Origin of the sequence: Pseudomonas sp. LG1E9, assembly GCF_003290225.1 — a bacterium.
GTDB classification, from domain to species: domain Bacteria; phylum Pseudomonadota; class Gammaproteobacteria; order Pseudomonadales; family Pseudomonadaceae; genus Aquipseudomonas; species Aquipseudomonas cyclaminis.
On the sequence record NZ_CP029983.1, the window covers coordinates 5504666 to 5530904 of the forward strand.

General features: G+C 59.7%; 27 protein-coding genes. 10 read left to right on the forward strand and 17 right to left on the reverse strand.

Annotation, left to right across the window (positions count from 1 at the left end; genetic code table 11):
* Positions 1–84: 84 nt before the first annotated feature.
* The gene (locus tag DNK50_RS25240) at positions 85–270 is read right to left on the reverse strand and encodes a CsbD family protein (protein WP_099585430.1); all 186 of its coding nucleotides are present in this window, start codon (positions 268–270) and stop codon (positions 85–87) included.
* Positions 271–469: 199 nt separating this feature from the next.
* Between DNK50_RS25240 and DNK50_RS25245 the strand changes: the two genes are divergently transcribed.
* Positions 470–847, forward strand: a complete 378-nt coding sequence (locus DNK50_RS25245) for a hypothetical protein (RefSeq protein ID WP_099585431.1) — start codon at positions 470–472, stop codon at positions 845–847.
* A gap of 129 nt (positions 848–976) precedes the next feature.
* On the opposite strand, the gene fadD1 is transcribed toward DNK50_RS25245, so the two are convergent.
* Both fadD1 and fadD2 read right to left on the reverse strand, forming a co-directional pair.
* Positions 977–2668, reverse strand: a complete 1692-nt coding sequence (gene fadD1, locus DNK50_RS25250) for a long-chain-fatty-acid--CoA ligase FadD1 (protein WP_112196565.1) — start codon at positions 2666–2668, stop codon at positions 977–979.
* 400 nt (positions 2669–3068) lie between these two features.
* Positions 3069–4757: a long-chain-fatty-acid--CoA ligase FadD2 gene (gene fadD2 / locus DNK50_RS25255; RefSeq protein WP_099585433.1), complete on the reverse strand. Its 1689-nt coding sequence runs from the start codon at positions 4755–4757 to the stop codon at positions 3069–3071.
* Positions 4758–4968: 211 nt separating this feature from the next.
* On the opposite strand from fadD2, the gene DNK50_RS25260 reads away from it, so the two are divergent.
* Both DNK50_RS25260 and DNK50_RS25265 read left to right on the forward strand, forming a co-directional pair.
* Positions 4969–5913, forward strand: a complete 945-nt coding sequence (locus tag DNK50_RS25260) for an alpha/beta hydrolase (RefSeq protein WP_112196566.1) — start codon at positions 4969–4971, stop codon at positions 5911–5913.
* Positions 5914–5982: 69 nt separating this feature from the next.
* On the forward strand, positions 5983–6453 hold the full coding sequence (locus DNK50_RS25265; protein WP_015885544.1) for a MaoC family dehydratase: 471 nt from the start codon (positions 5983–5985) through the stop codon (positions 6451–6453).
* Positions 6454–6522: 69 nt separating this feature from the next.
* Here DNK50_RS25265 and DNK50_RS25270 read toward each other — a convergent pair whose 3' ends face one another.
* Entirely contained in the window at positions 6523–6990 is a 468-nt protein-coding gene (locus DNK50_RS25270) for a PA2169 family four-helix-bundle protein (RefSeq protein WP_099585435.1), read from the reverse strand.
* A 208-nt stretch (positions 6991–7198) separates the two neighbouring features.
* Here DNK50_RS25270 and DNK50_RS25275 point away from each other — a divergent pair, with 208 nt between their 5' ends.
* Entirely contained in the window at positions 7199–7435 is a 237-nt protein-coding gene (locus DNK50_RS25275) for a DUF3820 family protein (RefSeq protein WP_099585436.1), read from the forward strand.
* A gap of 14 nt (positions 7436–7449) precedes the next feature.
* Entirely contained in the window at positions 7450–8625 is a 1176-nt protein-coding gene (locus tag DNK50_RS25280) for an aminotransferase class V-fold PLP-dependent enzyme (protein WP_112196567.1), read from the forward strand.
* 107 nt (positions 8626–8732) lie between these two features.
* Here the strand turns inward: DNK50_RS25280 and DNK50_RS25285 are convergent, their stop codons facing one another.
* Genes DNK50_RS25285 through zwf form a run of 3 tightly spaced genes read right to left on the reverse strand, consistent with a single transcriptional unit; the run spans position 8733 to position 11582 of the window.
* Positions 8733–9398: a bifunctional 4-hydroxy-2-oxoglutarate aldolase/2-dehydro-3-deoxy-phosphogluconate aldolase gene (locus DNK50_RS25285; protein ID WP_099585438.1), complete on the reverse strand. Its 666-nt coding sequence runs from the start codon at positions 9396–9398 to the stop codon at positions 8733–8735.
* Between the two features lie 17 nt (positions 9399–9415).
* Positions 9416–10129, reverse strand: a complete 714-nt coding sequence (gene pgl, locus DNK50_RS25290) for a 6-phosphogluconolactonase (RefSeq protein ID WP_099585439.1) — start codon at positions 10127–10129, stop codon at positions 9416–9418.
* A complete protein-coding gene (gene zwf / locus DNK50_RS25295; protein WP_112196568.1) occupies positions 10116–11582 on the reverse strand; it encodes a glucose-6-phosphate dehydrogenase in 1467 nt (488 codons plus the stop codon). The genes pgl and zwf overlap by 14 nt, the downstream gene beginning before the upstream one ends.
* Before the next feature lie 219 nt (positions 11583–11801).
* Here zwf and DNK50_RS25300 point away from each other — a divergent pair, with 219 nt between their 5' ends.
* On the forward strand, positions 11802–12662 hold the full coding sequence (locus DNK50_RS25300) for a MurR/RpiR family transcriptional regulator (protein WP_169851198.1): 861 nt from the start codon (positions 11802–11804) through the stop codon (positions 12660–12662).
* Between the two features lie 122 nt (positions 12663–12784).
* Here DNK50_RS25300 and DNK50_RS25305 read toward each other — a convergent pair whose 3' ends face one another.
* From DNK50_RS25305 to DNK50_RS25350, 10 genes are all read right to left on the reverse strand, one after another.
* Entirely contained in the window at positions 12785–13630 is an 846-nt protein-coding gene (locus DNK50_RS25305; RefSeq protein WP_099585441.1) for a D-hexose-6-phosphate mutarotase, read from the reverse strand.
* A gap of 99 nt (positions 13631–13729) precedes the next feature.
* Complete coding sequence (locus tag DNK50_RS25310) at positions 13730–15076, reverse strand: carbohydrate porin (protein ID WP_112196569.1); 1347 nt, start codon at positions 15074–15076, stop codon at positions 13730–13732.
* A gap of 85 nt (positions 15077–15161) precedes the next feature.
* Positions 15162–16322, reverse strand: coding sequence for an ABC transporter ATP-binding protein (locus tag DNK50_RS25315; RefSeq protein WP_099585443.1), 1161 nt, complete (start codon positions 16320–16322; stop codon positions 15162–15164).
* Positions 16323–16324: 2 nt separating this feature from the next.
* A complete protein-coding gene (locus DNK50_RS25320) occupies positions 16325–17170 on the reverse strand; it encodes a carbohydrate ABC transporter permease (RefSeq protein WP_099585444.1) in 846 nt (281 codons plus the stop codon).
* A complete protein-coding gene (locus tag DNK50_RS25325; protein ID WP_003175732.1) occupies positions 17163–18071 on the reverse strand; it encodes a carbohydrate ABC transporter permease in 909 nt (302 codons plus the stop codon). Before DNK50_RS25325 ends, DNK50_RS25320 begins: the two co-directional genes overlap by 8 nt.
* Before the next feature lie 80 nt (positions 18072–18151).
* Positions 18152–19438, reverse strand: a complete 1287-nt coding sequence (locus tag DNK50_RS25330) for an ABC transporter substrate-binding protein (protein ID WP_112196570.1) — start codon at positions 19436–19438, stop codon at positions 18152–18154.
* A gap of 104 nt (positions 19439–19542) precedes the next feature.
* Positions 19543–20802 (reverse strand): AGE family epimerase/isomerase, encoded by a 1260-nt coding sequence (locus tag DNK50_RS25335; protein WP_112196571.1) that lies wholly within the window; start codon positions 20800–20802, stop codon positions 19543–19545.
* A 171-nt stretch (positions 20803–20973) separates the two neighbouring features.
* Entirely contained in the window at positions 20974–21819 is an 846-nt protein-coding gene (locus DNK50_RS25340; RefSeq protein ID WP_099585447.1) for an ATPase, read from the reverse strand.
* Between the two features lie 123 nt (positions 21820–21942).
* The gene (locus tag DNK50_RS25345) at positions 21943–22941 is read right to left on the reverse strand and encodes an NAD(P)-dependent oxidoreductase (protein WP_112196572.1); all 999 of its coding nucleotides are present in this window, start codon (positions 22939–22941) and stop codon (positions 21943–21945) included.
* 52 nt (positions 22942–22993) lie between these two features.
* On the reverse strand, positions 22994–23887 hold the full coding sequence (locus tag DNK50_RS25350; protein WP_112196573.1) for a LysR family transcriptional regulator ArgP: 894 nt from the start codon (positions 23885–23887) through the stop codon (positions 22994–22996).
* Between the two features lie 96 nt (positions 23888–23983).
* On the opposite strand from DNK50_RS25350, the gene DNK50_RS25355 reads away from it, so the two are divergent.
* The 4 genes from DNK50_RS25355 to DNK50_RS25370 all read left to right on the forward strand — a co-directional run bounded on the left by DNK50_RS25355 (position 23984) and on the right by DNK50_RS25370 (position 25917).
* Positions 23984–24178: an ACT domain-containing protein gene (locus tag DNK50_RS25355; protein ID WP_112196574.1), complete on the forward strand. Its 195-nt coding sequence runs from the start codon at positions 23984–23986 to the stop codon at positions 24176–24178.
* Positions 24179–24183: 5 nt separating this feature from the next.
* The gene (locus DNK50_RS25360; protein WP_099585451.1) at positions 24184–24786 is read left to right on the forward strand and encodes a LysE/ArgO family amino acid transporter; all 603 of its coding nucleotides are present in this window, start codon (positions 24184–24186) and stop codon (positions 24784–24786) included.
* 177 nt (positions 24787–24963) lie between these two features.
* Complete coding sequence (locus DNK50_RS25365; RefSeq protein WP_003212997.1) at positions 24964–25560, forward strand: superoxide dismutase; 597 nt, start codon at positions 24964–24966, stop codon at positions 25558–25560.
* Positions 25561–25695: 135 nt separating this feature from the next.
* On the forward strand, positions 25696–25917 hold the full coding sequence (locus DNK50_RS25370; protein WP_099585452.1) for a hypothetical protein: 222 nt from the start codon (positions 25696–25698) through the stop codon (positions 25915–25917).
* Positions 25918–26239 lie beyond the last annotated feature (322 nt).

The window sequence follows — 26239 nt, forward strand, 5'->3', positions numbered from 1 at the left end:
GAAAGTTTAGTTGCATCGTCAGATACAAAAACGGCCATCCGTGGATGGCCGCCGGGCTGTAGGAACACAGCCAGTGACGCAGGCTTACTTGGTGGCTTTTTTTACCGCATCTTTGGTATCGCCGACCGCTTTCTGCACTTCGCCTTTCTTTTCCTGGATCACACCTTCCGCTTGCAGCTTGTCGTTGCCGGTGACTTTGCCGACGCCTTGCTTGATATTGCCGACCGCTTCGTTCGCCAAGCCTTTTGCCTTATCCGATGTGCTGCTCATGGTGTTTCTCCGAAAGAACAATCAAGGGTTTTGGTGATTACCTAGAGATTGACCCGGGGCCCTTCGGCAGAGTTTCAATTATTTTCGGCGGGCATTTCGTCGAAAGCGGCAGGTTTGGCTTTATGTTTGGGAGCCAACCCACGAGAATGCCCGGCACATTCAGGCTATAACGCTGGATAACAGATCCCGTAGGAAGGTTATGAAACTCAATAAAGCACAGGCCATTGCCCGCAGAAATACCGAACTGGGCGGTGCCGTACTCGGCGTCAACAACTGCCACTTCACCGACCTGGACCGCAAGCGCAATATCTGGTGGTTCGACCTGCCGCTGGGCCGCATTGCCGTCGGCCAGTACGAGTGGATCCACCTGTTGATGCACAACGCCGAGACCGACCAGTTGCTGCACCTGAAGGTGCCGACGGCGTTTCTGCGCGAGCACATCGAAGGGTTGGTGGTGCGCAATGCGGGCAAGCGCAAGCCGGAGATTACGTTGGAGCTGAGCGCAGACAAGGATTCGTTCTTGAAAGACGTGCGCCCATCAGGCGCTAACGTGAGCTTCGCGCATTTCGCGCTGTAAAACACGGTTAAACATGTGGGAGGGGGCTTGCCCCCGATGGCGGTGGGTCAGTCACAGTATGTGTTGACTGAACCAGTGCTATCGGGAGCAAGCCCCCTCCCACATTGGACTGCATTTCAATTTGGCGGGTTATTTTTTTAGGCCCAGCTTCTTCAGTTCTTCATCACGCAACTCACGACGCAGGATCTTGCCCACGTTGGTGGTCGGCAATGCATCACGGAACTCCACCGCCTTGGGCACCTTGTAGGCAGTGACGTTGGCGCGCATGTGCTCCATCACCTGGTCCTTGGTGAGGGTGGCGCCCGGTTTGACCACGATGAAGAGCTTGATGATCTCCCCGGATTTTTCGTCCGGCACACCGATGGCCGCGCATTGCAGCACGCCCGGCAGGCCTGCCAGCACGTCTTCCAGCTCGTTGGGGTACACGTTGAAACCGGAGACCAGGATCATGTCCTTCTTGCGGTCGACAATGCGCATGTAGCCGTCCGGCTGGATGATCGCGATGTCGCCGGTCTTGAGCCAGCCTTCACTGTCGAGCATCTCGTCGGTGGCGTCCTGGCGCTGCCAGTAGCCCTTCATCACTTGCGGGCCCTTGACGCACAGCTCGCCGGTTTCACCCAGCGCCAACTCAGTGCCGTCGTCGGCAATGACTTTACACACGGTAGACGGCACCGGAATGCCAATGGTACCGATCTGGATATGCTGGATCGGGTTGACGGTGGCTACCGGGCTGGTTTCGGTCATGCCGTAACCTTCGCAGATGCCACAGCCGGTCATGGCCTTCCAACGCTCAGCGGCGGCCAGCTGCAGGGCCATGCCGCCCGACAGGGTGACTTTCAGCGCGGAGAAGTCCAGCTTGCGGAAGCCTTCGTTGTTGCACAGCGCCACGAACAACGTGTTCAGGCCGACAAAACCGCTGAACTTCCACTTCGACAACTCCTTGACCATAGCAGGCAGGTCGCGGGGGTTGCTGATCAGGATGTTGTGGTTGCCGATGAGCATCATCGCCATGCAATGAAAGGTGAAGGCATAGATGTGGTACAGCGGCAGCGGCGTGATCAGGATCTCGCAGCCTTCGTTGAGGTTGGAGCCCATCAGCGCCTTGCACTGCAACATGTTGGCGACGAGGTTGCGGTGGGTGAGCATCGCGCCCTTCGCCACGCCGGTGGTGCCGCCGGTGTATTGCAACACGGCCACGTCGCTGCTGGCCGGGCTGGCGTCGCTGACCGGTTGACCGTGGCCCTTGGCGAGCACGTCGTTGAACTTGATCGCCTGAGGCAAGTGATACGCCGGGACCATTTTCTTCACGTACTTGATGACGCTGTTGACCAGCAGGCGCTTGAGCGGCGGCAACAGGTCGGCGACTTCGGTGACGATCACATGCTTGACGGCGGTCTTGGGCACCACCTTTTCCGCTAGGTGGGCCATGTTGGCCAGGCAGACCAGGGCCTTGGCACCGGAGTCGTTGAATTGGTGTTCCATTTCCCGCGCGGTGTACAGCGGGTTGGTGTTGACCACGATCAGGCCGGCGCGGATGGCGCCGAATACCGCGACCGGGTATTGCAGGACGTTGGGCAGTTGCACAGCGATTCGATCGCCGGGCTTCAAGTCGGTGTGTTGTTGCAGGTACGCGGCGAAGGCGCCGGACAGTTCATACAATTCACCGTAGGTGATTGTCTTGCCCAGGTTGCTGAAGGCCGGTTTGTTGGCGAAGCGCTGGCAGGACTGCTTCAGTACCGCCTGAATATTCGGATACTCGTCTGGATTGATTTGTGCAGCAATCCCGGCGGGGTACTTATCCTTCCAAAAGTCTTCGTTCATGGAAGCCCACTCCTCAGCGACGTCAGCGACGCGAATTCATCATCGCATTTGATGCGATTATTATTGGTGTATGTTTTTTTAAGGTGAATCTGGCGCTTTCAAGCAGGCCTAGACGTCACAAAGCGCGCCGAGAGTAGCAGCTTTGCCAAGGGCCGACTAGAGCCTAAAGAGGGCTCGACAGTCATAAACATGACTGTCCTACAATATTTAGTCACACTTTAATCGTAGCTGAAATCCCCCGACAGAAGGCTCTGGAACAAGGCTTCCAGAACAACATCAAACAAATTTGGGAGGGGGCTTGCCCCCGATGGCAGCGGACCAGTCACCAGATGCGGTGACTGATACTCTGCTATCGGGGGGCAAGCCCCCTCCCACATTTGAATTACATTTCAATTCAAGATCAGGCGATGTCGCGCAGCTCCCGCCGCAGGATCTTGCCCACCGGCGTCATCGGCAGCGAATCGCGCAACACAATCTGCTTGGGCACCTTGTACCCCGTGAAGTTGGCCTTGCAGTAGGTCTTCAATTCTTCAAGGCTCACGCCTTCGGCCCGCGCCACCACAAACAGCTTCACGGCCTCCCCCGTGCGCTCGTCCGGCACGCCGATCACCGCACAGTTGGCTACCGCCGGGTGCGCCATCACCACGTCTTCGATTTCGTTGGGGTACACGTTGAAACCCGAGACGATGATCAGGTCTTTCTTGCGGTCGACAATACGTACAAAGCCGTCCTCATCAATCACCGCAATGTCGCCAGTCTTGAGCCAACCCTCGGCGTCCAGGGTCTCGGCGGTCGCAGCCGGCTGCTGCCAGTAACCCTTCATCACCTGCGGGCCCTTGATGCACAGCTCGCCGCGTTCGCCCAGCGGCAACTCGACGCCTTCATCATCAATCACTTTCATCGCGGTAGCCGGCACGGGGATGCCCACGGTGCCGAGGCGCGATTTGTTGCCATAAGGGTTGGTGCTGGCCACTGGCGAGGTTTCTGTCAGGCCGTAGCCTTCGCCAATGGTGCAGCCGGTGATTTGCTGCCAGCGTTCGGCTGTGGCCTTGATCAGTGCCGTGCCACCGGAGTTGGTGAGTTTGAGGTGGGAGAAATCCAGCGTCTTGAATTCCGGATGGTCCATCAACGCCACAAACAGTGTGTTAAGCCCCAGCAACCCGGTAAAGCGCCACTTTTTCAGCTCCTTGATAAACCCGCCGATGTCCCGTGGATTGGTGATCAGTACGTTGTGGTTACCCGTGACCATCATGCACATGCAGTTCGCGGTGAAGGCATAGATGTGGTACAGAGGCAGCGGCGCGATCATCACCTCCTGCCCTTCCTTGATCAACGGGTGGCCGTCGTCGCCAACCTGGGACATACACGCACGGGCCTGCTGCATGTTCGCCACCAGGTTGCCATGGGTCAGCATCGCACCCTTGGCCAGGCCGGTGGTGCCGCCGGTGTATTGCAGCACGGCGACGTCATCGAGGGTCACCGGATGACGCGTGATCCCCAAGCCGGCGCCCATGCGCAGCGCACGCTTGAACGACACCGCACGCGGCAGGCTGTAGGCCGGGACCATCTTCTTGACCTTGTCGACCACAGTGTTGACCAGCCAGCCTTTGGCGGCGGGCAGGAAGTCACCCATCCTGGCTTCGATCAGGTAGTCGATCTCGGTGTCGCTGCACACCTCCTGCACCCGCGCACCGAACAGGTTGAGGTAGACCAGCGCACGCACGCCGGCGTCCTTGAACTGGTGGCGCATCTCGCGCGGGGTGTACAGCGGGTTGGTGTTGACCACAATCAGCCCGGCGCGCAGGGCGCCGAACACGGCAATCGGGTAATGCAGCACGTTGGGCATCTGTACGGCGATGCGCTCGCCGGGCTTGAGGTCCGTGTGCTGTTGCAGGTAACCGGCGAACGCCGCACTCTGGCGCTCAAGCTCGGCGTAGGTCAGGGTGACGCCCATGTTGCTGAAGGCCGGACGGTCGGCGAAGGTCTTGCACGAGCGTTCGAAGACTTCGATCACCGACTTGTAGGCCGTGAGGTCGATATCATTGGGAACGCCCGCCGCGCGTTTGTCATTCCAGAAACCAGGTTGCATTATTCTTGTCCCCTTACCTGAGTGTGTCCGGCCGCTTAAAAAAAGCGGAGCTTTGGGGACGTTAGCAGCTATGACCAAACAGGCAAATACGCTAAATCGTGTCATTGATTGTATGAATCTTGCCGCTGATGCGTAGGCAGATACCCCGGCCCTCGGCAGATGAGCTATACACTGCAACGACCCCGAGCAGACCTTGAAGAAAGGAAGCGCCATGAACCACAGCACCTTCTGGCTGACCGCGAATGACCGCAGTCGCCTGTACGTCAATCAGTGGATGCCTGAAGGCCCGGTTCACGCCGTGGTCATGCTGTCCCACGGCATGGCTGAGCACAGCGGGCGTTATGCGCGGCTGGCCGAAGCGTTATGTGGCGCTGGCTATGGCGTGTATGCACCGGACCAGCGTGGCCACGGCCGCACCGCCGACGAAGGCACCTTGGGGCTCTACGCCGAAAAGGATGGCTGGAACAAAGTAGTGGGCGACCTGGCCAGCCTCAATCAGCACATCGGCCAGCAGCAACCGGGGCTGCCGATTATCCTGCTGGGCCACAGCATGGGCAGCTATATAGCCCAGGCCTACCTGCTGCATCACAGCGCCAGCCTGCACGGGGCGATTCTCAGTGGTTCGAATTTCCAGCCGGTGGCGCTGTACCGCGCCGCACGGGTGATCGCGCGGGCCGAGCGTTTGCGCCAGGGTGCGCGCGGGCGCAGTGCGTTGATCGAGTTCCTGTCATTTGGCTCGTTCAACAAAGCATTCAAGCCCAACCGCACGGCGTTCGACTGGCTCAGCCGTGACCCGGCTGAAGTGGACAAGTACATCAACGATCCACTGTGCGGCTTCCGGTGTACCAACCAACTGTGGATCGACCTGCTGGGCGGCTTGCAGCAAATCAGCAAAGCGTCCAATCTCGTCCAGATCGATCCGGGGCTGCCGATCCTGGTGATAGGGGGCGAATGTGATCCGGTGAGTGAGGGCAAGCGTCTCAAAAGCCTGGCCCATGCGCTGCGTGAGGCCGGCTGTCAGCATCTGCAACTGAATATCTACCCGCAGGCGCGTCACGAAGTGTTCAACGAAACCAACCGCGATGCCGTTGTCGCGGATGTACTGACGTGGCTCGACCAGGCCCTGACCTTGCGCAGGCCGGCTCACTGCGAATAACTTTTCTTTTAAAATCAGCCGTTTAAAATCGGCCGATAATTACCGATTAGCCACAGGATGCACCTTTAGATGACACAGGTAACCAACACCCCGTACGAAGCCCTGGAAGTCGGCCAGACCGCCAGCTACAGCAAACTTGTAGAAGAGCGCGATATCCAGCTGTTCGCCGCCATGTCCGGCGACCACAACCCGGTGCACCTGGACGCCGAATACGCCAAGGCGACCATGTTCAAGGAGCGTATTGCCCACGGCATGTTCAGCGGTGCGCTGATCAGCGCGGCGGTGGCCTGCGAGCTGCCTGGGCCGGGCACTATCTATATCGGCCAGCAGATGACCTTTCAGAAGCCGGTCAAGATCGGCGACACACTGACGGTGCGCCTGGAAATCCTTGAAAAACTGCCGAAATTCCGCGTGCGTATTGCCACTCGCGTGTTCAACCAGCGCGATGAGCTGGTAGTGGATGGCGAAGCCGAGATTCTCGCCCCGCGTAAGCAGCAGGTTGTAACGTTGACCGAGCTGCCGCCAATCAGCATCGGCTGACTCAAGGCCCACACAACACAAATGTGGGAGGGGGCTTCCCCCCTCCCACATTTTTTTACCGCATTTGGCTTACGACTGAGCGCGAGCCTGGTTACGCAGGGCTTTCACCTGGTCGTGGTTGCGCTGTACGCCATGGTACTGACGCTCAACCAGGTCACGGATGCCCAGCAGGTTGTGCTTGTTGATCTTCTCGATCGCTTCCTTGTAAGCCTTGAGTGCGTGATCTTCACCGCGCTCGGCTTCGTTCAGCACAGCCTCTTCATCTTTACCGGTGAGCATCGACTTCACATCGACCCAACCACGATGCAGCGCGCCGGCCATGCTGCCGGAGTCTTCCGGATCACCGCCCAGTGCACGTACGGCGGTTTTCAGCTCGGCGGCAGCGGTTGCGCAATCAGCGGAACGCTTGGCAAACAGCGCCTTGAGTTCTGGGTGCTTGATGTCTTCTGCGCATTCTTTGAAACCTTTCTGGCCGTCGATGCTGGTCTCGATCAGGTCGTTGAGTACGGAGATCGATTCTTTATTGATGTCAGTCATTTTTCAATTCCTCAGGCAGGTTACGAAGGGTTGTCTTAATGATTGCAGCGCTCGTGCCAGGTTTTTAAAAACAGTTTTTATGTTTAATTTCAACAACTTAAAAATATTTGAACCATCTGTATGTACGTTATTTGCATGATCTGTCATTTGGCCTTCATGCAGAATGCCTGTATTTTCCGAAGTCTCGACTCACGCCACTGACGTCCCCATGAACCCCGAAAAACTCGAATTGCTGATCACCCGCGAAATGCCCTTCGGCAAATACAAGGGCCGGATCATCGCCGACCTGCCGGGCCCTTACCTGAATTGGTTTGCCCGTGAGGGTTTCCCCCACGGCGAGCTGGGCGGTTTGCTGGCCTTGATGCAGGAAATCGACCACAACGGTTTGTCGGAACTGCTCGACCCCTTGCGCGCCAAGCACGGCAAGCCTGCCCCGCGTCATTAATCAGGAGCGTCGCCATGCCACGCAATGCTGACAACGAACTGCACTGGCAGGCCATCGCCCAGCGCTACGACCTGGAACCGGGTCCGATCAATCTGGAAAACGGCTACTTCGGGCGCATGAGCCGTGCAGTCCAGGCGCAGTACCTGGACCACGTGGCGTTTATCAACCGCAGCAATTCGTTGCACGTGCGCCAGCGCTTCGAACAAGGCGAAAACGTCGAGATCCGCCGCCAATTGGCCGAGTTGATCGATGTGGACCCGGAGTCGGTCGCCTTCACCCGCAACGCCACCGAAGCCTTGCAGTCGCTGATTCGCAACTACAACCGCCTGCAACCGGGCGACCAAGTGCTGATCAGTGATCTGGAGTACGACACCGTCAAGGGCGCCATGCGCTGGTTGGCCGGGGTTCGCGGTGTCGAGGTGATTGAGCTTTCCCACACGCACCCGGCCAGTTTCGACAACCTGTTGCAGACCTATCGCACGGCCTTCGCTGAGTACCCGCGTATAAAGCTGATGGCGCTGACCCACGTCACCCACCGCACAGGCCTGGTGATGCCCATTGCAGCCATCGCCGAGGCGGCGCGTGAACAGGGTATCGACGTGATTCTCGACGGCGCCCATGCCCTGGGCCAGATCGACTTCAACCTCGCCGAGCTGGGCATCCAGTTCGCTGGCTTTAACCTGCATAAATGGATCGGCGCGCCGCTGACCCTGGGTTTTCTGTACATCGCCCCGGAGCGCCTCGCAGATATCGACCCGGACATGGGTGAGTTCCACTACCCCATCACGGACGTGCGCGCACGCACGTCCTACAGCACGCCAAACTTTCCGGCCTTGATGACCTTGCCACTGGTGTTTGAAGAACATCGGGCATTGGGGGGCGCGGCGGCCAAAGGTGCGCGGGTCAATTACCTGCGCGATCTGTGGGTAAGCCAGGCGCGCCCCCTCAAAGGCATTGAGGTGCTGACTTCGGATGATCCACGGCTGTATTGCGGGATTACCGCGCTCAAATTCAGCGGGCGTGACCAGCAGGTGATGGTGGATCGGTTGCTCAAGGATTACGGCCTGTTCACCACCACGCGCACCGGGGCGGCGTTTGGTACGTGCATCCGGGTGACACCAGGGTTGCTCACATCAAAGGCGGACATTGATGTGCTGGTCAACGCCATTACCGAACTGAGCACAGACTGAAAATGTGGTGGCCTCACGGCTTTTTGCAGGCAAAAAAAAGCGGTACACCGACCAAGTGCACCGCAAAAATGCCGTTAAGCACAGCAACAACGATTCGGTAAATCAGATCAATCCAGCAGCGCCAGCGCCTCGGCGGTGACTTCCTGGATGCGGGCCCAGTCGCCGTTCTTGATCCACTCAGGATCAAGCATCCAGCTACCGCCCACGCACATCACGTTTTTCAACGCCATGTAGTTTTTGATGTTGGCCGGGCCGACGCCGCCGGTCGGGCAGAATTTCACTTCGCCGAACGGGCCGCCCAGGGCCTTGATGGCCGCCACGCCGCCGCTGACTTCCGCCGGGAACAGCTTGAAGCGGCGATAACCCAGGCCATAGCCTTCCATGATGCCCGAGGCATTGCTGATGCCCGGCAACAGCGGGATCGGGCTGTGCACCGAGGCTTCCAGCAGGTCGCGGGTAATGCCGGGGGTGACGATAAATTGCGAGCCGGCAACCTCGGCTGCTTCGAGCATGTGACGGTCGAGCACGGTGCCGGCACCGGTGCACAGTTCAGGACGCTGCTCGCGCAGCACCTGAATGGCCTTGAGGCCGAACTCGGAACGCAGGGTCACTTCCAATGCGGTCAAACCACCGGCTGCCAGGGCATCGGCCAACGGCAGGATGTCCTGTTCGCGGGCGATGGTGATCACCGGCAGGATCCGCGCCTTGGCGCAGAGGCTGTCGATCAAGGCAACTTTATCCGCCATGGACACGGTCGGTTGAGGGCTTTTCATAGCGGCTGATCCTTGGCTCATGGGCACCAGTAAATCTCTAATGTAGGTTGCAAAAACGCGCGAATCGGCATGGCAGCAACGTCGTCACTGGCCAGGGCGGCGCTCAAGGTGGTCAATTTCGAACTGCCGGAAATCGACAGCACGGTGTACTTGGCCGTGGCCAGCAGCGCACGACTCATGGTCAGGCGCTGGTGCGGCACGGTTGGCGCAAGCATCGGCCAACAACGGCGGGTACCGTCGGCCTGCAACGCTTGGGCAAGGTTCGGGCTGTTGGGAAACAGCGAGGCGGTGTGGCCGTCATCGCCCATGCCCAGTACCAGCACGTCAATTGCCGGCAATTCGGCCAGCAGGCGATCGGCCTGCTCGGCAGCGTCTTCGAGATTGGCGGCGGCGCTGTACAGGCTGAGGAACCTGGCCTTGGCCGCAGGACCTTGCAACAGGTGCTGTTTCAACAGGCCAGCATTGCTGTCGGCATGTTCCACTGGCACCCAGCGCTCGTCGGCGAGGGTGATGGTGACGTTGGACCAGTCCAGGCCTTGCTTGGCCAGGTGCTGGAAAAACGCCACGGGGCTGCGGCCACCGGATACCACCAACGTTGCTTCGCCACGGGCACTGATGGCCGCGCGCAGTTGTTCGGCTACATCCAGGGCCAGGCCTTCGGCCAACAGCACCGGGGTGCGGTACTCGTGGGCCGTTACGCCCCGAGGCAGTTTCAATTCAGATATCGCCATACCACGACCTCCCATCCCGCGTGATCAGTGCAATGGAGCTCATCGGCCCCCAGGAACCCGCCGCGTACGGCTTGGGCGCATCACCGGATTTTTTCCACCCGGCGATCAACTGGTCACACCACTTCCACGCGGCTTCGATTTCATCTTTACGGACAAACAGGTTCTGATTGCCGCGCATCACTTCCAACAGCAAACGCTCGTAGGCATCGGGGATGCGTGCGCTGCGATAGGTGTCGGAAAAATTCAGTTGCAGCGGCCCGCTGCGCAGTTGCATGCCTTTGTCCAGGCCCTGCTCCTTGGTCATCACACGCAAGGAAATCCCTTCGTCCGGCTGCAGGCGGATGATCAGCTTGTTGCTGATCTGCAAGCGCTGCTCGGGGGCGAAGATGTAGTGGGACGGTTCCTTGAAGTGGATAACGATCTGCGACAGCTTTTGCGGCATGCGTTTGCCGGTACGCAGGTAGAACGGCACCCCGGCCCAACGCCAGTTGCGGATATCGGCACGCAGCGCGACGAAAGTCTCCGTGTCGCTCTGGGTGTTGGAGTTGTCTTCTTCCAGGTAACCCGGCACGGCCTTGCCGGCGCTGTAACCGGCGATGTACTGGCCACGTACCACTTGGGTAGTCAGCCCATCCGGGCTGATCGGCGCCAGGGCCTTGAGCACCTTGACCTTCTCATCACGGATGCTGTCGGCAGACAGGTCGGCCGGCGGGTCCATGGCGATCAGGCAAAGCAGTTGCAGCAGGTGATTCTGGATCATGTCCCGCAGTTGGCCGGCCTTGTCGAAATAGCCCCAACGGCCTTCGATACCCACCTGCTCGGCCACAGTGATTTCCACGTGGGAGATGTAGTTCTGGTTCCACTGGGTTTCGAACAGGCTGTTGGCGAAACGCAGGGCGATCAGGTTCTGGACGGTCTCTTTGCCCAGGTAGTGGTCGATGCGGTAGGTGCGGTTTTCCGGGAAAAACTGCGCCACGGCGTCGTTGACCTTGCGCGAGGACTCCAGGTCCGAACCGATGGGTTTTTCCAGCACCACGCGGGTGTTTTCGGCCAGGCCGACCTTTGACAGGTTCTCGCAGATCGCGCCATACACCGCCGCCGGCGTGGCGAAATAGGCGATCAGGCATTGCTCGGTGCCGGCCAGTTCAGCCAGGGCCACGTAGTCGTCGGCCTTCATGAAGTCGACGTGGACATAGGTCAGGCGCGCCAGGAAACGTTGGGCGATGCTTTCGTCCAATTCCTTGCCGACGTACTTGCGCAGTTCTTTTTCGATATGGGCCAGGTGCTGTTGCTCGGAACCGGCTTCACGGGCCAGGGCCAGGATGCGCGTGTCGTCGTGCAGCAGCCCGGCGCCATCAAGTTGATAGAGGGCAGGAAATAACTTGCGCAGCGCCAGATCACCCAAGGCGCCAAAGAGGGCAAAGGTGCAGGGTTCTACGGTTATCGAAGGCATGATGTTTGTTCTTTTATCAAGTTAAGCTACAAATACCTTTTTTCAAGGCATCACTCAAGGAAAAATGTAGTAATAACCACAACATTTTCCCGAAATACGCATTCCGAGTGGTGGTGTTCAGCTACCCTCAGTAGGATAGGCCACCGCGAAATGCCACTCGTCGATTGGCTACCGCCCTTTATTTGCATCGTCGCCCGAAGGAAAGACTGAATGGACCGCGTGCGAAATCTTCTGGAACAGATCCGGAACCGCCTCGAAGAATTAAACAAGGCCGAGAAAAAAGTCGCCGAGGTCATCCTGCTCAACCCGCAGCAGGCGACCCGCTTCTCTATCGCCGCCCTTGCCCAGGCCGCCTCGGTCAGTGAACCGACGGTCAACCGTTTCTGCCGTTCATTCGGCGTCAGCGGTTACCCTGAACTTAAATTGCAACTGGCGCAAAGCCTGGCCAGCGGCGCGGCGTATGTCAGCCGCGCAGTGGAAGCCGATGATAACCCCGAGGCCTACACCCAGAAGATCTTTGGCAGCGCCATCGCCTCCCTGGACAGCGCCTGCCAGGCCCTGGACCCGAACCTGATCAGCAAGGCCGTAGACCTGTTGATCCAGGCGCGGCAGATCCACTTCTTCGGCCTGGGCGCCTCGGCGCCGGTGGCCATGGATGCGCTGCACAAGTTCTTCCGCTTCAACCTGTCAGTGACCGCCCATGCCGACGTGCTGATGCAACGCATGATCGCCTCGGTGGCGCATACGGGCGAGCTATTCGTGATTATTTCCTACACCGGGCGTACCCGCGAGCTGGTGGAAGTGGCGCGTATTGCGCGGGAAAACGGTGCGTCAGTACTGGGTGTCACCGCAGAGAACTCACCGCTGGCCAAGGCCAGCACCGTGAGTTTGAACATTCCGCTGCCGGAAGACACCGACATCTACATGCCGATGACCTCGCGGATCATCCAATTGACGGTGCTGGATGTGCTGGCGACCGGCATGACCTTGCGCCGTGGCGTGGATTTCCAGCCGCATTTGCGCAAGATCAAAGAGAGCTTGAATGACAGCCGGTATCCGGTGGGGGATGAGTTTAACTAAGCCAGCATGTGTGTTGGCTTTACTGGCCCTATCGGGGGCAAGCCCCCTCCCACATTTGAAATGTATTCACAGGTCAAAGTGTGGGAGGGGGCTTGCCCCCGATAGGGCCATCAGCCACACCGCTAAACCCCAGCCCGAGCCTGCAAACTCAAATGCGCCCTCTCCCCCGGCGCCAAACTGGCCCCGGCCATCGCCGATTCCACACACACAAACCCCGACGCCTCGTTGAAGCTCACGCCCAGCAACGGCCGGCTGCCCGGATGCCAGACCACGGTGTCCGCACTGTCACCCGTGTCGATGCACAGTTCACGCTGCCAAGCATGATCCTTGAGCTGCAATTCACCCTCGTGCTGGAACACCCGCTGACACCCACCGTCCACCCGCAACTCGCCTTCCTGCTGGCAAACCTGGCGACTGAGCTGGTCATAACCTTGCGCACCGTCGAGCCCAGACAGCGCTATCTCGTCGACGTGACCAATACGCCAGTAAGCGTGCAAAGCATGGCTCAACTGGCATGGGAGTTCGTCCTGATGCTCGGTGCTCAGGCGCAGTTCGAGGGTGTCGCCCAGGTGCGCGTGCAGGTCGACCTGCCAGTCGCACAGCTGCAATTGCCAGTGCAGACGCACGCCGTCGTCGTCGGTGCTGCTGTCGAGGAGCTTCCAGTCGATCAACCGCGCCCAGCCGTGAGATGGCCATGCGTTTTCGCTCGGATGGCGGCCATACCACGGCCAGCACACCGGCACGCCGCCACGGATGGCGCCGACTTGCGGCCACTTGGCCGCGCACCACAACCAGGGCTTCTGACCACGGGGTTGGAAATGCAACAGTTGCGCACCCTGGCGGCTGAACACCGCCTGGCACAGCGGGTGGTCAATCACCAACACATCGCGCATCTGAAAGCGCTCCCAGGCGAACACCGGACGCTCGCGCAGGGATTTGAAAAAGCGTTGCAGCGGATGCTCATGCATGTGCCACGGTCCTGAATATCACAGTGCAGCCCAAAAAAAAGCGGATAGCCATGGCTACCCGCAAATGCGCACAGAGAGAAGGAGCTTATCGCAACAGCGTTAGAACGTAGACTGAATTTTCAGGCCAGCCACCAGCGCGTTGTCGACTTTATCCACGCCGCCCGGTTGGACAACGTATTGCAGGTTGGGACGCACGGTCAGCCAGTTGGTGACGTGGAAACCGTAGTTGATTTCGAAGTTGTACTCGGTCTCGCGAATCGGCCGGTACAGCGGGTTGTCGTAGTCGCTCACGCCGTTGGAGGCATTGAGCAGTTCGGCGTCTTTCTTCACGTCATCGTTGACGTGCAGACGCGCGGCACCAATACCGACGTCATCTTTTGGACGCGCATCGAATGGGCCTTTGTACACCAGCATGATCGACTGGTAGTTGTCGACGGTGTTGGTTTCCTTGTCGTGGAACGTGGCATTGGCGGCAATGTTCAGGCCACGGGAAGAGTCACCGTTGTGGCTGGTGAGTTGCTGCTGGGCAACAAACCAGTAGCCTTTTTTGCTGCTGCGGGTACGGTAGTCTGCGCCAGTAGTGGCAGCATCGTTACCGTTGACGTCTTCACGAACGTCGCTGGCGTCAGCGGCGCTCTTGTAGTAACCCACACGGTATTCGCCCGGCAGATTGTTAACCTTCGGCGACCAGACCAATTCCACCGGGATCACAGTGCCTTTGGTGCCGCTGCCACTCAGCTTGAAGCCGTTGCCGTGCTCCAGTTGCGACGGGTTCTGGTTGTACGCGCCGATTTGCGCATACAGCTCAGGCGTGATGTTGTACTTCACGCGGATCGCGGCCTGGCTGACCGGCCAGTTGTACCAGGTGCTGACGTAGTTACCCACTTGCGAGCCGCAGAACGACAGGTTCTGGAAGTCGCATGGGAAGGTGTTGAAGTCTTCGCCTTCACCGAAATAGCCGAGCTTGACGTCCAACTTGTTGTCGAACATCTGGTGCTGGATCCAGAACTGGGTCAGACGCACCATGTGGCCACGGCCGTAGACTTCCATCGACGAGCTGAGCGTGCCGGCACGCGGGTCGCCAATGCGGTCGTTGGAGATGTTCTGGCCATTACGGTTGGTGAACTGGATCTTGGCCTGGGTGTTGTCCCAGCCCCACAGTTTTTGCAGGTCCAGGGCAACGCCCAGACCGAACTGGTCAGCGTAGCGACCGGTCTTGTCGTTGTTGTAACCACCGTGGGCGTTGTAGCCCATTTCCCCTACGTAGTCGGCCTTGATATCGATACCTTGCTCGATCAGCTTGGTACGCTCGCCGCCCCAATCGCCGGTCATCCATTTGGAATCGGCGCTGAACGCATCGGCCGCCATCGCATTGGCGGACAATACAAGGGCTGCTGCAGCTGACAGTTGGCAGATCAGCCGGGTGTTGTTGTGTTGCTTTTTCATCCCTACATCCTCGTCTTTATTGTTATTAAACTGTTTTTATCTAACGCGGGTTACATTTTTTAACTAAAACAACAACTTATCTCGTTCAGCGACCCTTGAATTGGGCCACGTTATCGGCGTGCCCCTGTGTCGGCACTGAAGTAGCCGTGCCCAGACGCTCACCGGTGTTGGCGTCAAACAGCAGCACCTTGGCCGGATCGAATTGCAGGGTCAGGGTCTCGCCCACCTGAGGTGCCACATCGGGCGCCAGGCGGCAGCAGACTTTGGTGTCGTTGAGTTGCACGAACACCAGGGTGTCCGGCCCGGTCGGCTCGGTGACCTGGACTTCGGCACGAATGCTCGACGCACTGTCGCCCTCGCCCGCCGCCAACAGGATTTGCTCCGGGCGCAGGCCCAGGATCACGTCGCGGTCTTCCAGGCCGGCATCTGTCACGTTCAGCGCCAGCTCACAACGCGCCTGGCCGCTGTCGAGCAGAGCAACCAGGCGACCGTCCTTGCGTTGCAGGCGCAGCGGCACAAAGTTCATCGGCGGCGAGCCGATAAAGCTCGCCACAAACTGGTTGGCCGGGTTGTTGTAAATCTCTTTCGGCGTGCCGAACTGCTGGATGATGCCGTCCTTCATCACCGCCACTTTATCGCCCAGGGTCATGGCTTCGATCTGGTCGTGGGTCACGTAGACCGTGGTGGTCTTGAGGCGCTGGTGCATCAGTTTCATTTCGGTGCGCATCTCGACGCGCAGCTTGGCGTCGAGGTTGGACAGCGGTTCGTCGAACAGATAGATCTTCGGCCGACGCGCCAACGCCCGGCCCATGGCCACGCGCTGCTGCTGGCCGCCGGAGAGTTGGCCCGGCTTGCGGTTGAGCAGGTGTTCGATCTGCAGCAGCTTGGCCACGCGCGCGACTTCCGCGTCGATGTCGGCTTGAGGCATCTTGCGGATCTTCAGGCCGAATTCGATGTTCTCGCGCACGCTCATGGTCGGGTACAGCGCGTAGGACTGAAACACCATGGCGATGTCGCGGTCCTTGGGGCTCATGCCGCTGACGTCTTGATCACCGATCATGATCGCGCCGCCGGTGATGGTCTCAAGGCCGGCGATGCAGTTCATCAGCGTGGATTTACCGCAGCCAGAAGGGCCGACCAGGATCAGGAATTCACCTTCCTTGATCGACAGTTCGATGTTCTTCAAGGTGTCGGGCAGGCCGGCGCCATAGGTCTTGTTTACATTGCGAAGTTCAAGCGTAGCCATGATTACCCCTTGACCGCGCCGGCCGTGAGGCCGCGCACGAAATACTTGCCTGCGATCACATAGACCAGCAGGGTCGGCAGCCCGGCGATCATCGCCGCCGCCATATCCACGTTATATTCCTTGGCCCCGGTGCTGGTGTTGACCAGGTTGTTCAGCGCCACCGTGATGGGCTGGGAGTCGCCACTGGAGAACACCACGCCGAACAGGAAGTCGTTCCAGATCTGGGTGAACTGCCAGATCAGGCAGACCATGATGATCGGTGTCGACATCGGCAGAATGATCTGACGGAAGATGGTGAAGAATCCCGCACCGTCAAGGCGCGCGGCCTTGATCAGCGCGTCCGGAATGCTCACGTAGTAGTTACGGAAGAACAGCGTGGTGAACGCCAGGCCGTAGACCACATGGATGAACACCAAGCCGGTGGTGGTGCTCGCCAGGCCCATCTTGCCGAGGGTGAACGACGCCGGCAGCAGCACGGTCTGGAACGGCAGGAAGCAGCCGAACAACAGCAGGCCGAAGAACAGCTGTGAACCACGGAAGCGCCAGAAGGACAGCACATAGCCGTTCAATGCGCCGATGGCGGTGGAAATGAGTACGGCGGGAACGGTGATCTTGATCGAGTTCCAGAAGTAACCATCGACGGTGTCCCAGGCCTTGACCCAGCCAATGCCGGTGACCACGGTGGGCCAGCTCAGCAGGTTGCCGTTGGTGATGTCTTCCGGGGTTTTGAAGCTGGTGAGCAGCATCACCACCAGCGGCACCAGATACAGCAGCACCGCAAGGATCAGCACCGCGTAGATCGCAACGCGGCTCAGGCTGATGGCCGGTTTGTTAGCGAGACTAGTCATTACGCTTGGTCCTCAGCTCGGAGTAGAGGTAAGGCACGATGATCGCGAGGATCGCACCGAGCATCAGGATGGCACTGGCAGAGCCCATGCCCATCTGGCCACGGCTGAAGGTGAACGAATACATGAACATCGCCGGCAGGTCGGACGAATAGCCCGGACCACCCGCGGTCATGGCCGCCACCAGGTCGAAGCTCTTGATCGCAATGTGCGCCAGGATCATCACCGCACTGAAAAACACCGGACGCAGGCTGGGCAACACCACGCTCCAGTAGATGCGCGGCAGGCTCGCGCCGTCGATCTGGGCGGCACGGATGATCGATTGATCAACGCCACGCAAACCGGCAAGGAACATTGCCATGATGAAACCGGAGGCTTGCCAGACAGCGGCGATCACCAGGCAATAGACCACACGGTCCGGGTCGATCAGCCAATCGAGACGGAAGCCTTCCCAGCCCCAGTCACGCAGGAGTTTGTCCAGGCCCATGCCCGGGTTGAGCAGCCATTTCCAGGCGGTACCGGTGACGATCATCGAGAGCGCCATCGGGTACAGGTAAATAGTGCGGATGAAGCCTTCGCGACGGATTTTCTGGTCGAGGAAGATCGCCAGGGTCACGCCGATCACTAGGGTGATGCCGATAAACATGCCGCCAAACAGCGCCAGGTTCTTGCTCGCCACCCACCAGCGATCGTTGTCGAATAAACGCTCGTACTGCGCCAGGCCCGCCCACTTGTAGCTCGGCAGGAACGTAGACGTGGTGAACGACAGTACAAACGTCCACAGGATGTAGCCGTAGAAGCCCACCAACACGATGAACATGCTGGGCGCCAGCACCAATTTGGGTAGCCAGCGCTGCAGTGCATCGAACGGCGAGGCTTTGCTGAACACAGCAACAGAACTCATGGGAAAATCCAATACAGGGAAAAAGGACTACAGAAACAGGCCTTGTGAGGGGTCAGGGGTCCCCCTCACAAGGTCAGCTGTTACTTGGCTGACTTGATCGCAGCGCCGAGCTTCTTGGCGGTGTCGGCCGGGTCGGCTTTCGGGTCGTTGATGAAGTTGGTCACGACATCAAAGAACGCACCTTGCACAGCCAGGGTGGTGGCCATGTTATGCGCCATGCTTGGTTGCAGGCCGCCGGACTTGGCGTCTGCCAGGAAGTCCTTGGCGGCGGTCTGGGCGCAGGAGTCGAAGCCGAGCTTGTCCATTTCGTTGAGCATGTCGGTACGAACAGGAATCGAGCCCTTGTTGATGCTGAACACCTTCTGGAAGTTTTCACCCAGCACGACTTTGGCGATGTCCTGCTGACCGGCGGCGGTGCCTTTGTCTTTCTGCTTGAACACTGCCAGGGAGTCGATGTTGTAGGTGAAGGCTTTGTCGGTGCCCGGGAAGGCTACGCACTCGTAATCCTTGCCGGCGACTTTCTTGGCGGCGGTCCATTCGGACTTGGCCCAGTCACCCATGATCTGCATACCGGCCTTGCCGTTGATGACTTTGCCAGCTTCGAGGTTCCAGTCCTGGCCTTTGCCATCGACGTCCATGTAGGTCGCGACTTTCTTCAGCTCGGTGAGGGACTTGACCATTTCCGGGCCAGTCAGCGCAGCGTTGTCCAGGTCGACCAGGGCTTTTTTGTAACCATCGGCACCCATCACCGAAAGCACGACCGCTTCAAACACGGTGCTGTCCTGCCAAGGCTGACCACCGTGGGCAAGCGGGATGAAGCCTGCGGCCTTGAGCTTGTCGCCGGCTGCGTAGAATTCTTCGAGGGTGGTCGGGTTCTTGGTGATGCCGGCTTTCTTGAAGACTTCCGGGTTGATCCACAGCCAGTTCACACGGTGGATGTTGACCGGTACGGCAACGTAGTCACCGTCGTACTTCACGGTGTCGGCGACTTTCTTGTCGAGCAGAGAATCCCATTTTTCTGCTTTGGCGACGTCTTTGAGCACGTCGGTGTCGAGCAGACCGGTGGACGCCCATTCCTGGATGTCGGGACCTTTGATCTGGGCAACGCCGGGCGGGTTGCCGGCGACCGCGCGGCTTTTCAGCACGGTCATGGCCGTGGCGCCACCGCCACCTGCGACGGCACCGTCTTTCCAGGTGAAGCCGTCTTTCTCAACTTGGGCCTTCAGGACATCTACAGCCGCTTTTTCGCCACCCGAGGTCCACCAATGCACAACTTCAACCGTCCCTTTGGAGTCGGCGGCAAATGCACTGAGGGGAAACAACGAGGCAACGGAAATAGCTACGGCGAGGCGATTAATCGCGTTCATCTGAATACCTTTTCTTGTTGTTATGCATGCAAGTCTAGGGCTTGCGCTGCACGGAGTTTAAACATGGTTTTTTCGAGCGCAGGTAACAAAGGGATGCACAAATGTCACCACTTGGTGACATAGCGCCCAGCACTCAACGCGCTGGTCATGCTCGGCGCCAAGGGCAGTGCAGGCAGCACCACCGCTTGCCAGGCATGGTACAGGTCCGGCTTGCCACCCCAGATGTTGCTGCTGGGCTGGTTGTCCGGATTGAGTTCGTGGTGCCAACTGCCGTGGATACGGTCGATAAAGTGGGTTTCGCAGAACTCCCAGAAGCGCCGATACCAGGTCTCGTAATGCAGTTCGCCCGTGCGTTTAAGCAAGGCTTGGGCTGCAGCGCTGGCCTCAGCGTGCGTCCAATGCAGGCGTTCGCACACCACCGGCTGGTGGTGCCAGTCCAGGGTATAGACGATGCCGGGGGCGCCATCCACGGCCCAGGCATATTCGCAGGCACTGGCGAACAGGCCCTCGGCGTCGCTCACCAGCCACTCTGGCGTGACAAGCCCGGCTTGCAGGCGAGCGGCTTCCAGGTGCAGCACCAGCCGCGCCCATTCAAAACCGTGGCCGGGGGTGATGCCATAGGGGCGGAAGCCGTCGGCGCGGTTGTCTTCGTTGTAGTTGAGCAGCGGTTGCCAGTGCGGGTCGAAATGCTCGATGACCATGAACTGGTTGCTGGCCGCATGGGTGTGAATCACGCGCTCGACGATCCGCAGTGCACGGTCCAGCCAGCGGGTATCGCCCGTCACATCGGCCAGGGCGAGGAAGGCTTCGGTCGCGTGCATATTGCTGTTGGCGCCGCGATAGGCTTCGACGCCGCTCCAGTCCTGGGCAAAGGATTCGAGCATCACGCCCTCTTCTTCGCTCCAGAAAAACTGGTCGATGATGTGGGTCGCGTCATTGAGCAGGTTTTGCGCACCCGCTGCTCCCGCCACCACGGCCGAGCTGGCCGCCAGGGCGACGAACGCATGCAGGTAGGCGGCCTTGCCGGTGTTGCCATCCTGGGCCTGGGGCGTGGCGAACCAACCGCCGTGCTTGCTATCACGCAAAGGGCCACTGAGGGCCGCGACCCCGTGCTCGACCAGCGCCGCATAGCCCGGCAGACCCATGGCATGGGCCATGGCGAAGCTGTGGGTCATGCGGGCGGTGTTCATGGTTTCGGCGTGGGCATTGGCCGGCAGTAGGCCTTTGTCGTCAAGGTTGCCAAACCCTTCTGGCAGGCGCGACGCCTTGGCAAATGACAGCAGGCGCTGGCCTTCGGCAGCGAGCCAGGCATGGTGGGCAGGCGCGTTAAGCCAACTGCTGGCAGGCAGTGGTTGCATGGTCATGGGTGGCCCTTATTATTTTTTGTGGGATGACCGGAGTCTAAACAAGGGCGGGAGGTGGGCAAGTAACGAAGGGGATGGGAAATGTCACCAAGTGGTGACATTGCAAAAGGACAGATGACTCCAGTGGTGAGCGGGCTCACCACAAGGGTCAGTCACCCCGGATGCCAGACGTCATTGGCCCAGCGGGGTGACCTTCGCCGGCGCGTTGAGCTGTTGCTGCAGGTTCTGCACCTGGCTTTGCAACGTAGTGATATTGCGCGTGGTCTGGATGCGGAACACGTCGAACTCTTTGTTGGTCGGCGCATCGCTATTGGCCGGCTGGTTGTCCTGCGCGCTTTTGAGCACCACCAAATCCTGCTCAAGACGCGCGATGGCGGCGCTTGGGTTGCCTTGTTTTTTCAACGCAGCAACGTCGGCGACCAGCTCTTTGATCTCTGTGTCGCGCTTGCCCGCATCACCCTGTGCCGCCTTGAGCGTGGCTACCGCGTCGGTCAGGGCCTGGACCTGGCCTTGCAGCTTGGCGTTGGCGCTCGACAGCTCGGTGGTGCTGGCTGTCATTTGGGCGAGGCGTTTGTCCAGTTCGGTGGCCTGGCCGGCGACGCCGAGCTGCTGCTTGCCCTGCTCCAGCAATTGGCTTTCCAACTGCTTGATCTGCAGTTTCAATGCTTCGCTGCCGTTGTTCACGCTGGCTTCACTGGCGACGACCTTGCCGGAAATATCCTGCAGGCGCCCCGCCGCTTCTTCGCTGATGCGTGCAAAACTTTCCTGGGTGGCAACCAATTGCTGCCCCATCAGGGATATCTGCTGGAAGCTCCACCAGGCCAGGCCGGCAAAGGCGATCAGCAGCGCGCCGATCAATGCCCACAGCGGGCCGGTGTTGGCGCCCTTGACCTTGACCACTGGCGTGTTGCGCGAACGCACCGAGGTGGCCGGGGAAGGTTCGAAATCGTCGTCATCCCCAGTATCGGCCCGCAGGCTGGGAACGTTGTCGAAGTCGTCTTTAGCATCGTTACGCATGAATCAACCCTGAATCGCTGAAGTGGCTGGAACGCCGAACGACGGGAGTATAAACCGCAGCCCCGTCGCACTGATCGACTCGGAACCGCGAATTCGGTTCCCCATGTGTTGCCTGGTGTGACCTTACTTGAACCCTGGATCCTGGGCCTTCCACCAACCGCAGAACTCGTCGAGGGCGGTCCACAGGCTGACCCTGGGCTCGTAATCCAGATAATGCCTGGCGCGGCTGATGTCGAGGGTGAAATCTTTGTTCATCACTTGCATGCCCAGGCGCGACAACGCGGGTTCCGGCCGCCCAGGCCACATCGAGCAGACGGCCTCGTTCAGCGCCGCCACGCTGTAGGACAAACCATAGGACCGATATCGGGTGACCTGGGGCAATTCCATTTGGCGCATCACGTAGTTCACGACATCCCACACCGGCACGGGCGCGCCGTTGCTGATGTTGTAGGCCCGGCCCAACGCCGAGCCGGGCGCCAGCAAGCTGCTGAGCAGGGCTTCGTTGAGGTTGTGAATGCTGGTGAAGTCGACCTTGTTCAGGCCGTCACCGACGATCGCCAGGCGCTTCTTGCGCTGCATTTTCAACAGGCGCGGGAAGATGCTCATGTCCCCGGCGCCGGTGACGAAACGCGGGCGCAGGGCCAGCACTTCGAGACCGAACTCCTGGGCGCCGAAGACCTTCTGCTCCGCCAGGTATTTGGTCGCGGCGTAGGGATGCTTGAAGCGCTTGGGCACTTGTTCTTCGGTCAGGCCCAAATGATCACGGCCATCAAAATAGATCGACGGCGACGACAGGTGCACAAGGCGCCCGACCCGCTGTTTAAGGCAGGCCTCGACAACGTTTTCGGTGACCAGCACGTTGCCCTGGTGAAAGTCCTGGTAACGCCCCCACAGCCCCACGGCACCGGCGCAGTGCACCACGGCTTCGACATCGCGGCACAGGTCGCGCACCAGGTCGGCGTCATTCAGATCACCCTGGATAAACTCGGCACCGCGCCGTACCAGGTGCTCCACACCCTCGGCGCGCCGCCCGTTGACCCGCACGTCCAGGCCCTGCTCCAGGGCGAAACGCGCAAAGCGCCCGCCGATGAAGCCGCTTGCGCCGGTGACCAGAATCTTCATGTATTACCCCGTGTTCTTTCGTTTTTCATCGCTGTTGCCTTGACGACCGCCATCAGTCCAACGGCACCAACCATTGGCCACATGCCTGGGCCAGATGGTCGGTCAGCAGGCCCAACAACTGCCCGCCGCTGCGCCAATGATGCCAGTACAACGGTACATCGATGGGCTTATCTGGCAACAACTCCACCAGCACGCCCTTTTCAAGTTGGTCGCGCACCTGCAATTCGGGCACCAGGCCCCAACCAAGCCCGGATTCCGCCAGGCGGATAAAGCCTTCGGAAGATGGGCATAAATGGTGTTCGAAACCGCCGTCCACGCCCAGGGATGCCAGGTAGCGGTGCTGTAGGAAGTCATCCGGGCCAAACACCAGCGCCGGGGTGCGAACCAGTTGATCGGCGCGCACGCCTTGCGGGAAGTGACGAGCAATAAAGGCCGGACTGGCCAGCGCCCGATATCGCATGGCGCCCAGCAACAGGCTGCGGGCTCCGGCCACCGGGCGTTCGCTGGCACAGATACACGCCGCCACTTCACCGGCGCGCATGCGTTTGAGGCCGACTGTCTGGTCTTCCACAATCAGATCCAGCAACAAATGCTGTTCGGCGCAGAAGTCACTGACGGCCTCGGCCCACCACGTCGCAAGGCTGTCGGCATTGAGGGCGATGCGCAGGCGTTCGGGCATGCCCTCGTCGTCCAGCGCGGGCACCTGGCTTTGCAGGTCGCGCTCCAGCAACCGCACTTGCTGCACATGGTTAAGCAGGCGCCGCCCGATATCGGTGGGCGTGGGCGGTGATGCACGCACCAGCACCGGCTGGCCGATACGCGCTTCCAATAACTTGATGCGCTGGGAAATGGCCGACTGCGACAGCCCGAGCACTTGGGCGCCGCGTTCGAAGCCAGCCTGTTCCACCACCGCCGCGAGGGCGGAAAGCAATTTATAGTCGAACATCAGTTTCTCTAATGAGCGATCAGCAATATTGGTTTTTCTTATACAGCCTCGCCCGTGAGAATGACCAGCATTGCTTACCTCTATAAGGAACCTCCCATGGCTGGCGAAACCGCCCTGGCAACCCTGCTGCGCAGCATGAGCCCGCACCTCAATGACGGTGACTACGTGTTCTGCACCCTGCCCGACCACCGGATCCCAACCGGCTACTACCACGATCATCTGTTTGTCGGGCGCGCCGATGCCGAGCGCGCAATGCACGTGCTGGGGCAACTGGCGGCGGACGCGGAGTAAATCCTATGTGGCAAAGCTATCTGAACGGGCTGCTGGTCGCCCTCGGCCTGATTATGGCCATTGGCACCCAGAACGCCTTTGTCCTGGCACAAAGCCTGCGCCGCGAACATCACTTACCCGTGGCGGCATTGTGCGTGGTGTGTGATGCGCTACTGGTGGCCGCCGGGGTGTTCGGCCTGGCCACGGTGCTTGCGCAAAACCCGCTGCTGTTGGCGATTGCGCGCTGGGGCGGCGCGGCATTCCTGTTGTGGTATGGCACTCTGGCACTGCGGCGGGCGTTCTCCACGCAGAGCCTGGAACAAGGCGGCAACCTGAAAGTGCGCTCGTTGCGCGCCGTGTTGCTCAGTGCCTTGGCGGTGACGCTGCTCAACCCCCACGTTTACCTGGACACCGTGCTGCTCATCGGCTCGCTCGGCGCACAACAGACCGAACCTGGCGCCTATGTCGCCGGGGCCGCAAGCGCATCATTCCTGTGGTTCACCACCCTGGCGCTCGGCGCGGCGTGGCTCGCACCCTGGCTTGCACGCCCCGCCACCTGGCGCCTGCTGGACCTGCTGGTGGCGGTGATGATGTTCAGCGTGGCCTACCAATTAATAAGCGCGCCATGAACTTATTCCAAAAGGCTCTGGAACCTCTATTCCACACAGTTGTTGCGTGGTTTTGCCGCACCCCCGGTGCTATGATCCTGCCCCTGCGCCGCAAAGAGTACAAACTCCCCGGCGCTTGTTTGGCCGCCCGTGATCGGCCTTGCGCTCACCGCAACTGACCTGATTAGGAGAATCATCATGGCTTTCGAATTGCCGCCGCTGCCCTACGCACACGATGCCCTGCAGCCGCACATCTCCAAGGAAACCTTGGAATACCACCACGACAAGCACCACAACACCTACGTCGTGAACCTGAACAACCTGGTGCCTGGCACCGAGTTCGAAGGCAAGACCCTGGAAGAGATCGTCAAATCCTCTTCGGGCGGCATCTTCAACAACGCCGCTCAGGTCTGGAACCACACTTTCTACTGGAACTGCCTGGCGCCTAACGCCGGCGGCCAACCTACCGGCGCACTGGCTGAAGCCATCAACGCTGCGTTCGGTTCGTTCGACAAGTTCAAGGAAGAGTTCACCAAGACGTCCGTCGGCACCTTCGGTTCCGGTTGGGGCTGGCTGGTGAAAAAGGCTGACGGTTCCCTGGCCCTGGCCAGCACCATCGGCGCCGGCAACCCGCTGACCAGCGGCGACACCCCGCTGCTGACCTGCGACGTATGGGAACACGCCTACTACATCGACTACCGCAACGTGCGTCCAAAGTATGTGGAAGCGTTCTGGAACCTGGTCAACTGGAAGTTCGTGGCTGAGCAGTTCGAAGGCAAGACCTTCACTGCCTAAGCAACCCTTGCAGTAAAAAGAGCCCGGCGATTGCCGGGCTTTTTTATGCTGTAAAAAAGGCGGAACCCAACAGGCAGTTTTTGCCACGCAATCAGCGAGAGGAATTTTCCTCTACTACCTGTCGGAGAAATAACAATGATTAATGGTGCAACGGCAGCAATTCCGGTGGTTGGAGACCTGTTGAAAGCAGCCATTCCCGTCGTGGGAGATGTGGTCAAGGCGATTGCGCCACTGCTTCAACCCTTTGCGGATGCGATGGCAAAGAAAATTGGAGGCGAGGACACTGAGGCTTCAGACAAACCCGTAGATTTTTCCGCGCCAAAGGCTGAAAAGATGACGGTCACGTTCTCGCAATAAACAAGAAGACGCTGGTAGCTCAAGGGGGCAAGCAGTCTTGCTTGCCCCCTCGCTCAGGGCTTTTCGGCGCGGGCACCAGGCCTGCGCCATTAGAATGTGATTTGCGGCGGCTGGCTCGAACTCCCGCCGGCAGAACCCACTGAGCCACTCAACACGGTTTTTGCGAGGTCCGCTGCCATGCTTGCCGCCTGGCCCACCAGTGGAAGAACCATAGGGGCCAGCGCCGATGCTGCTGCCATTCCTGCTCCTGCTGCGATCATCCGTCAATACTCCGAAATGTGTGAAAGGGGTATTCCTTTCATGGCTTGGGTGGCCAGTTCCG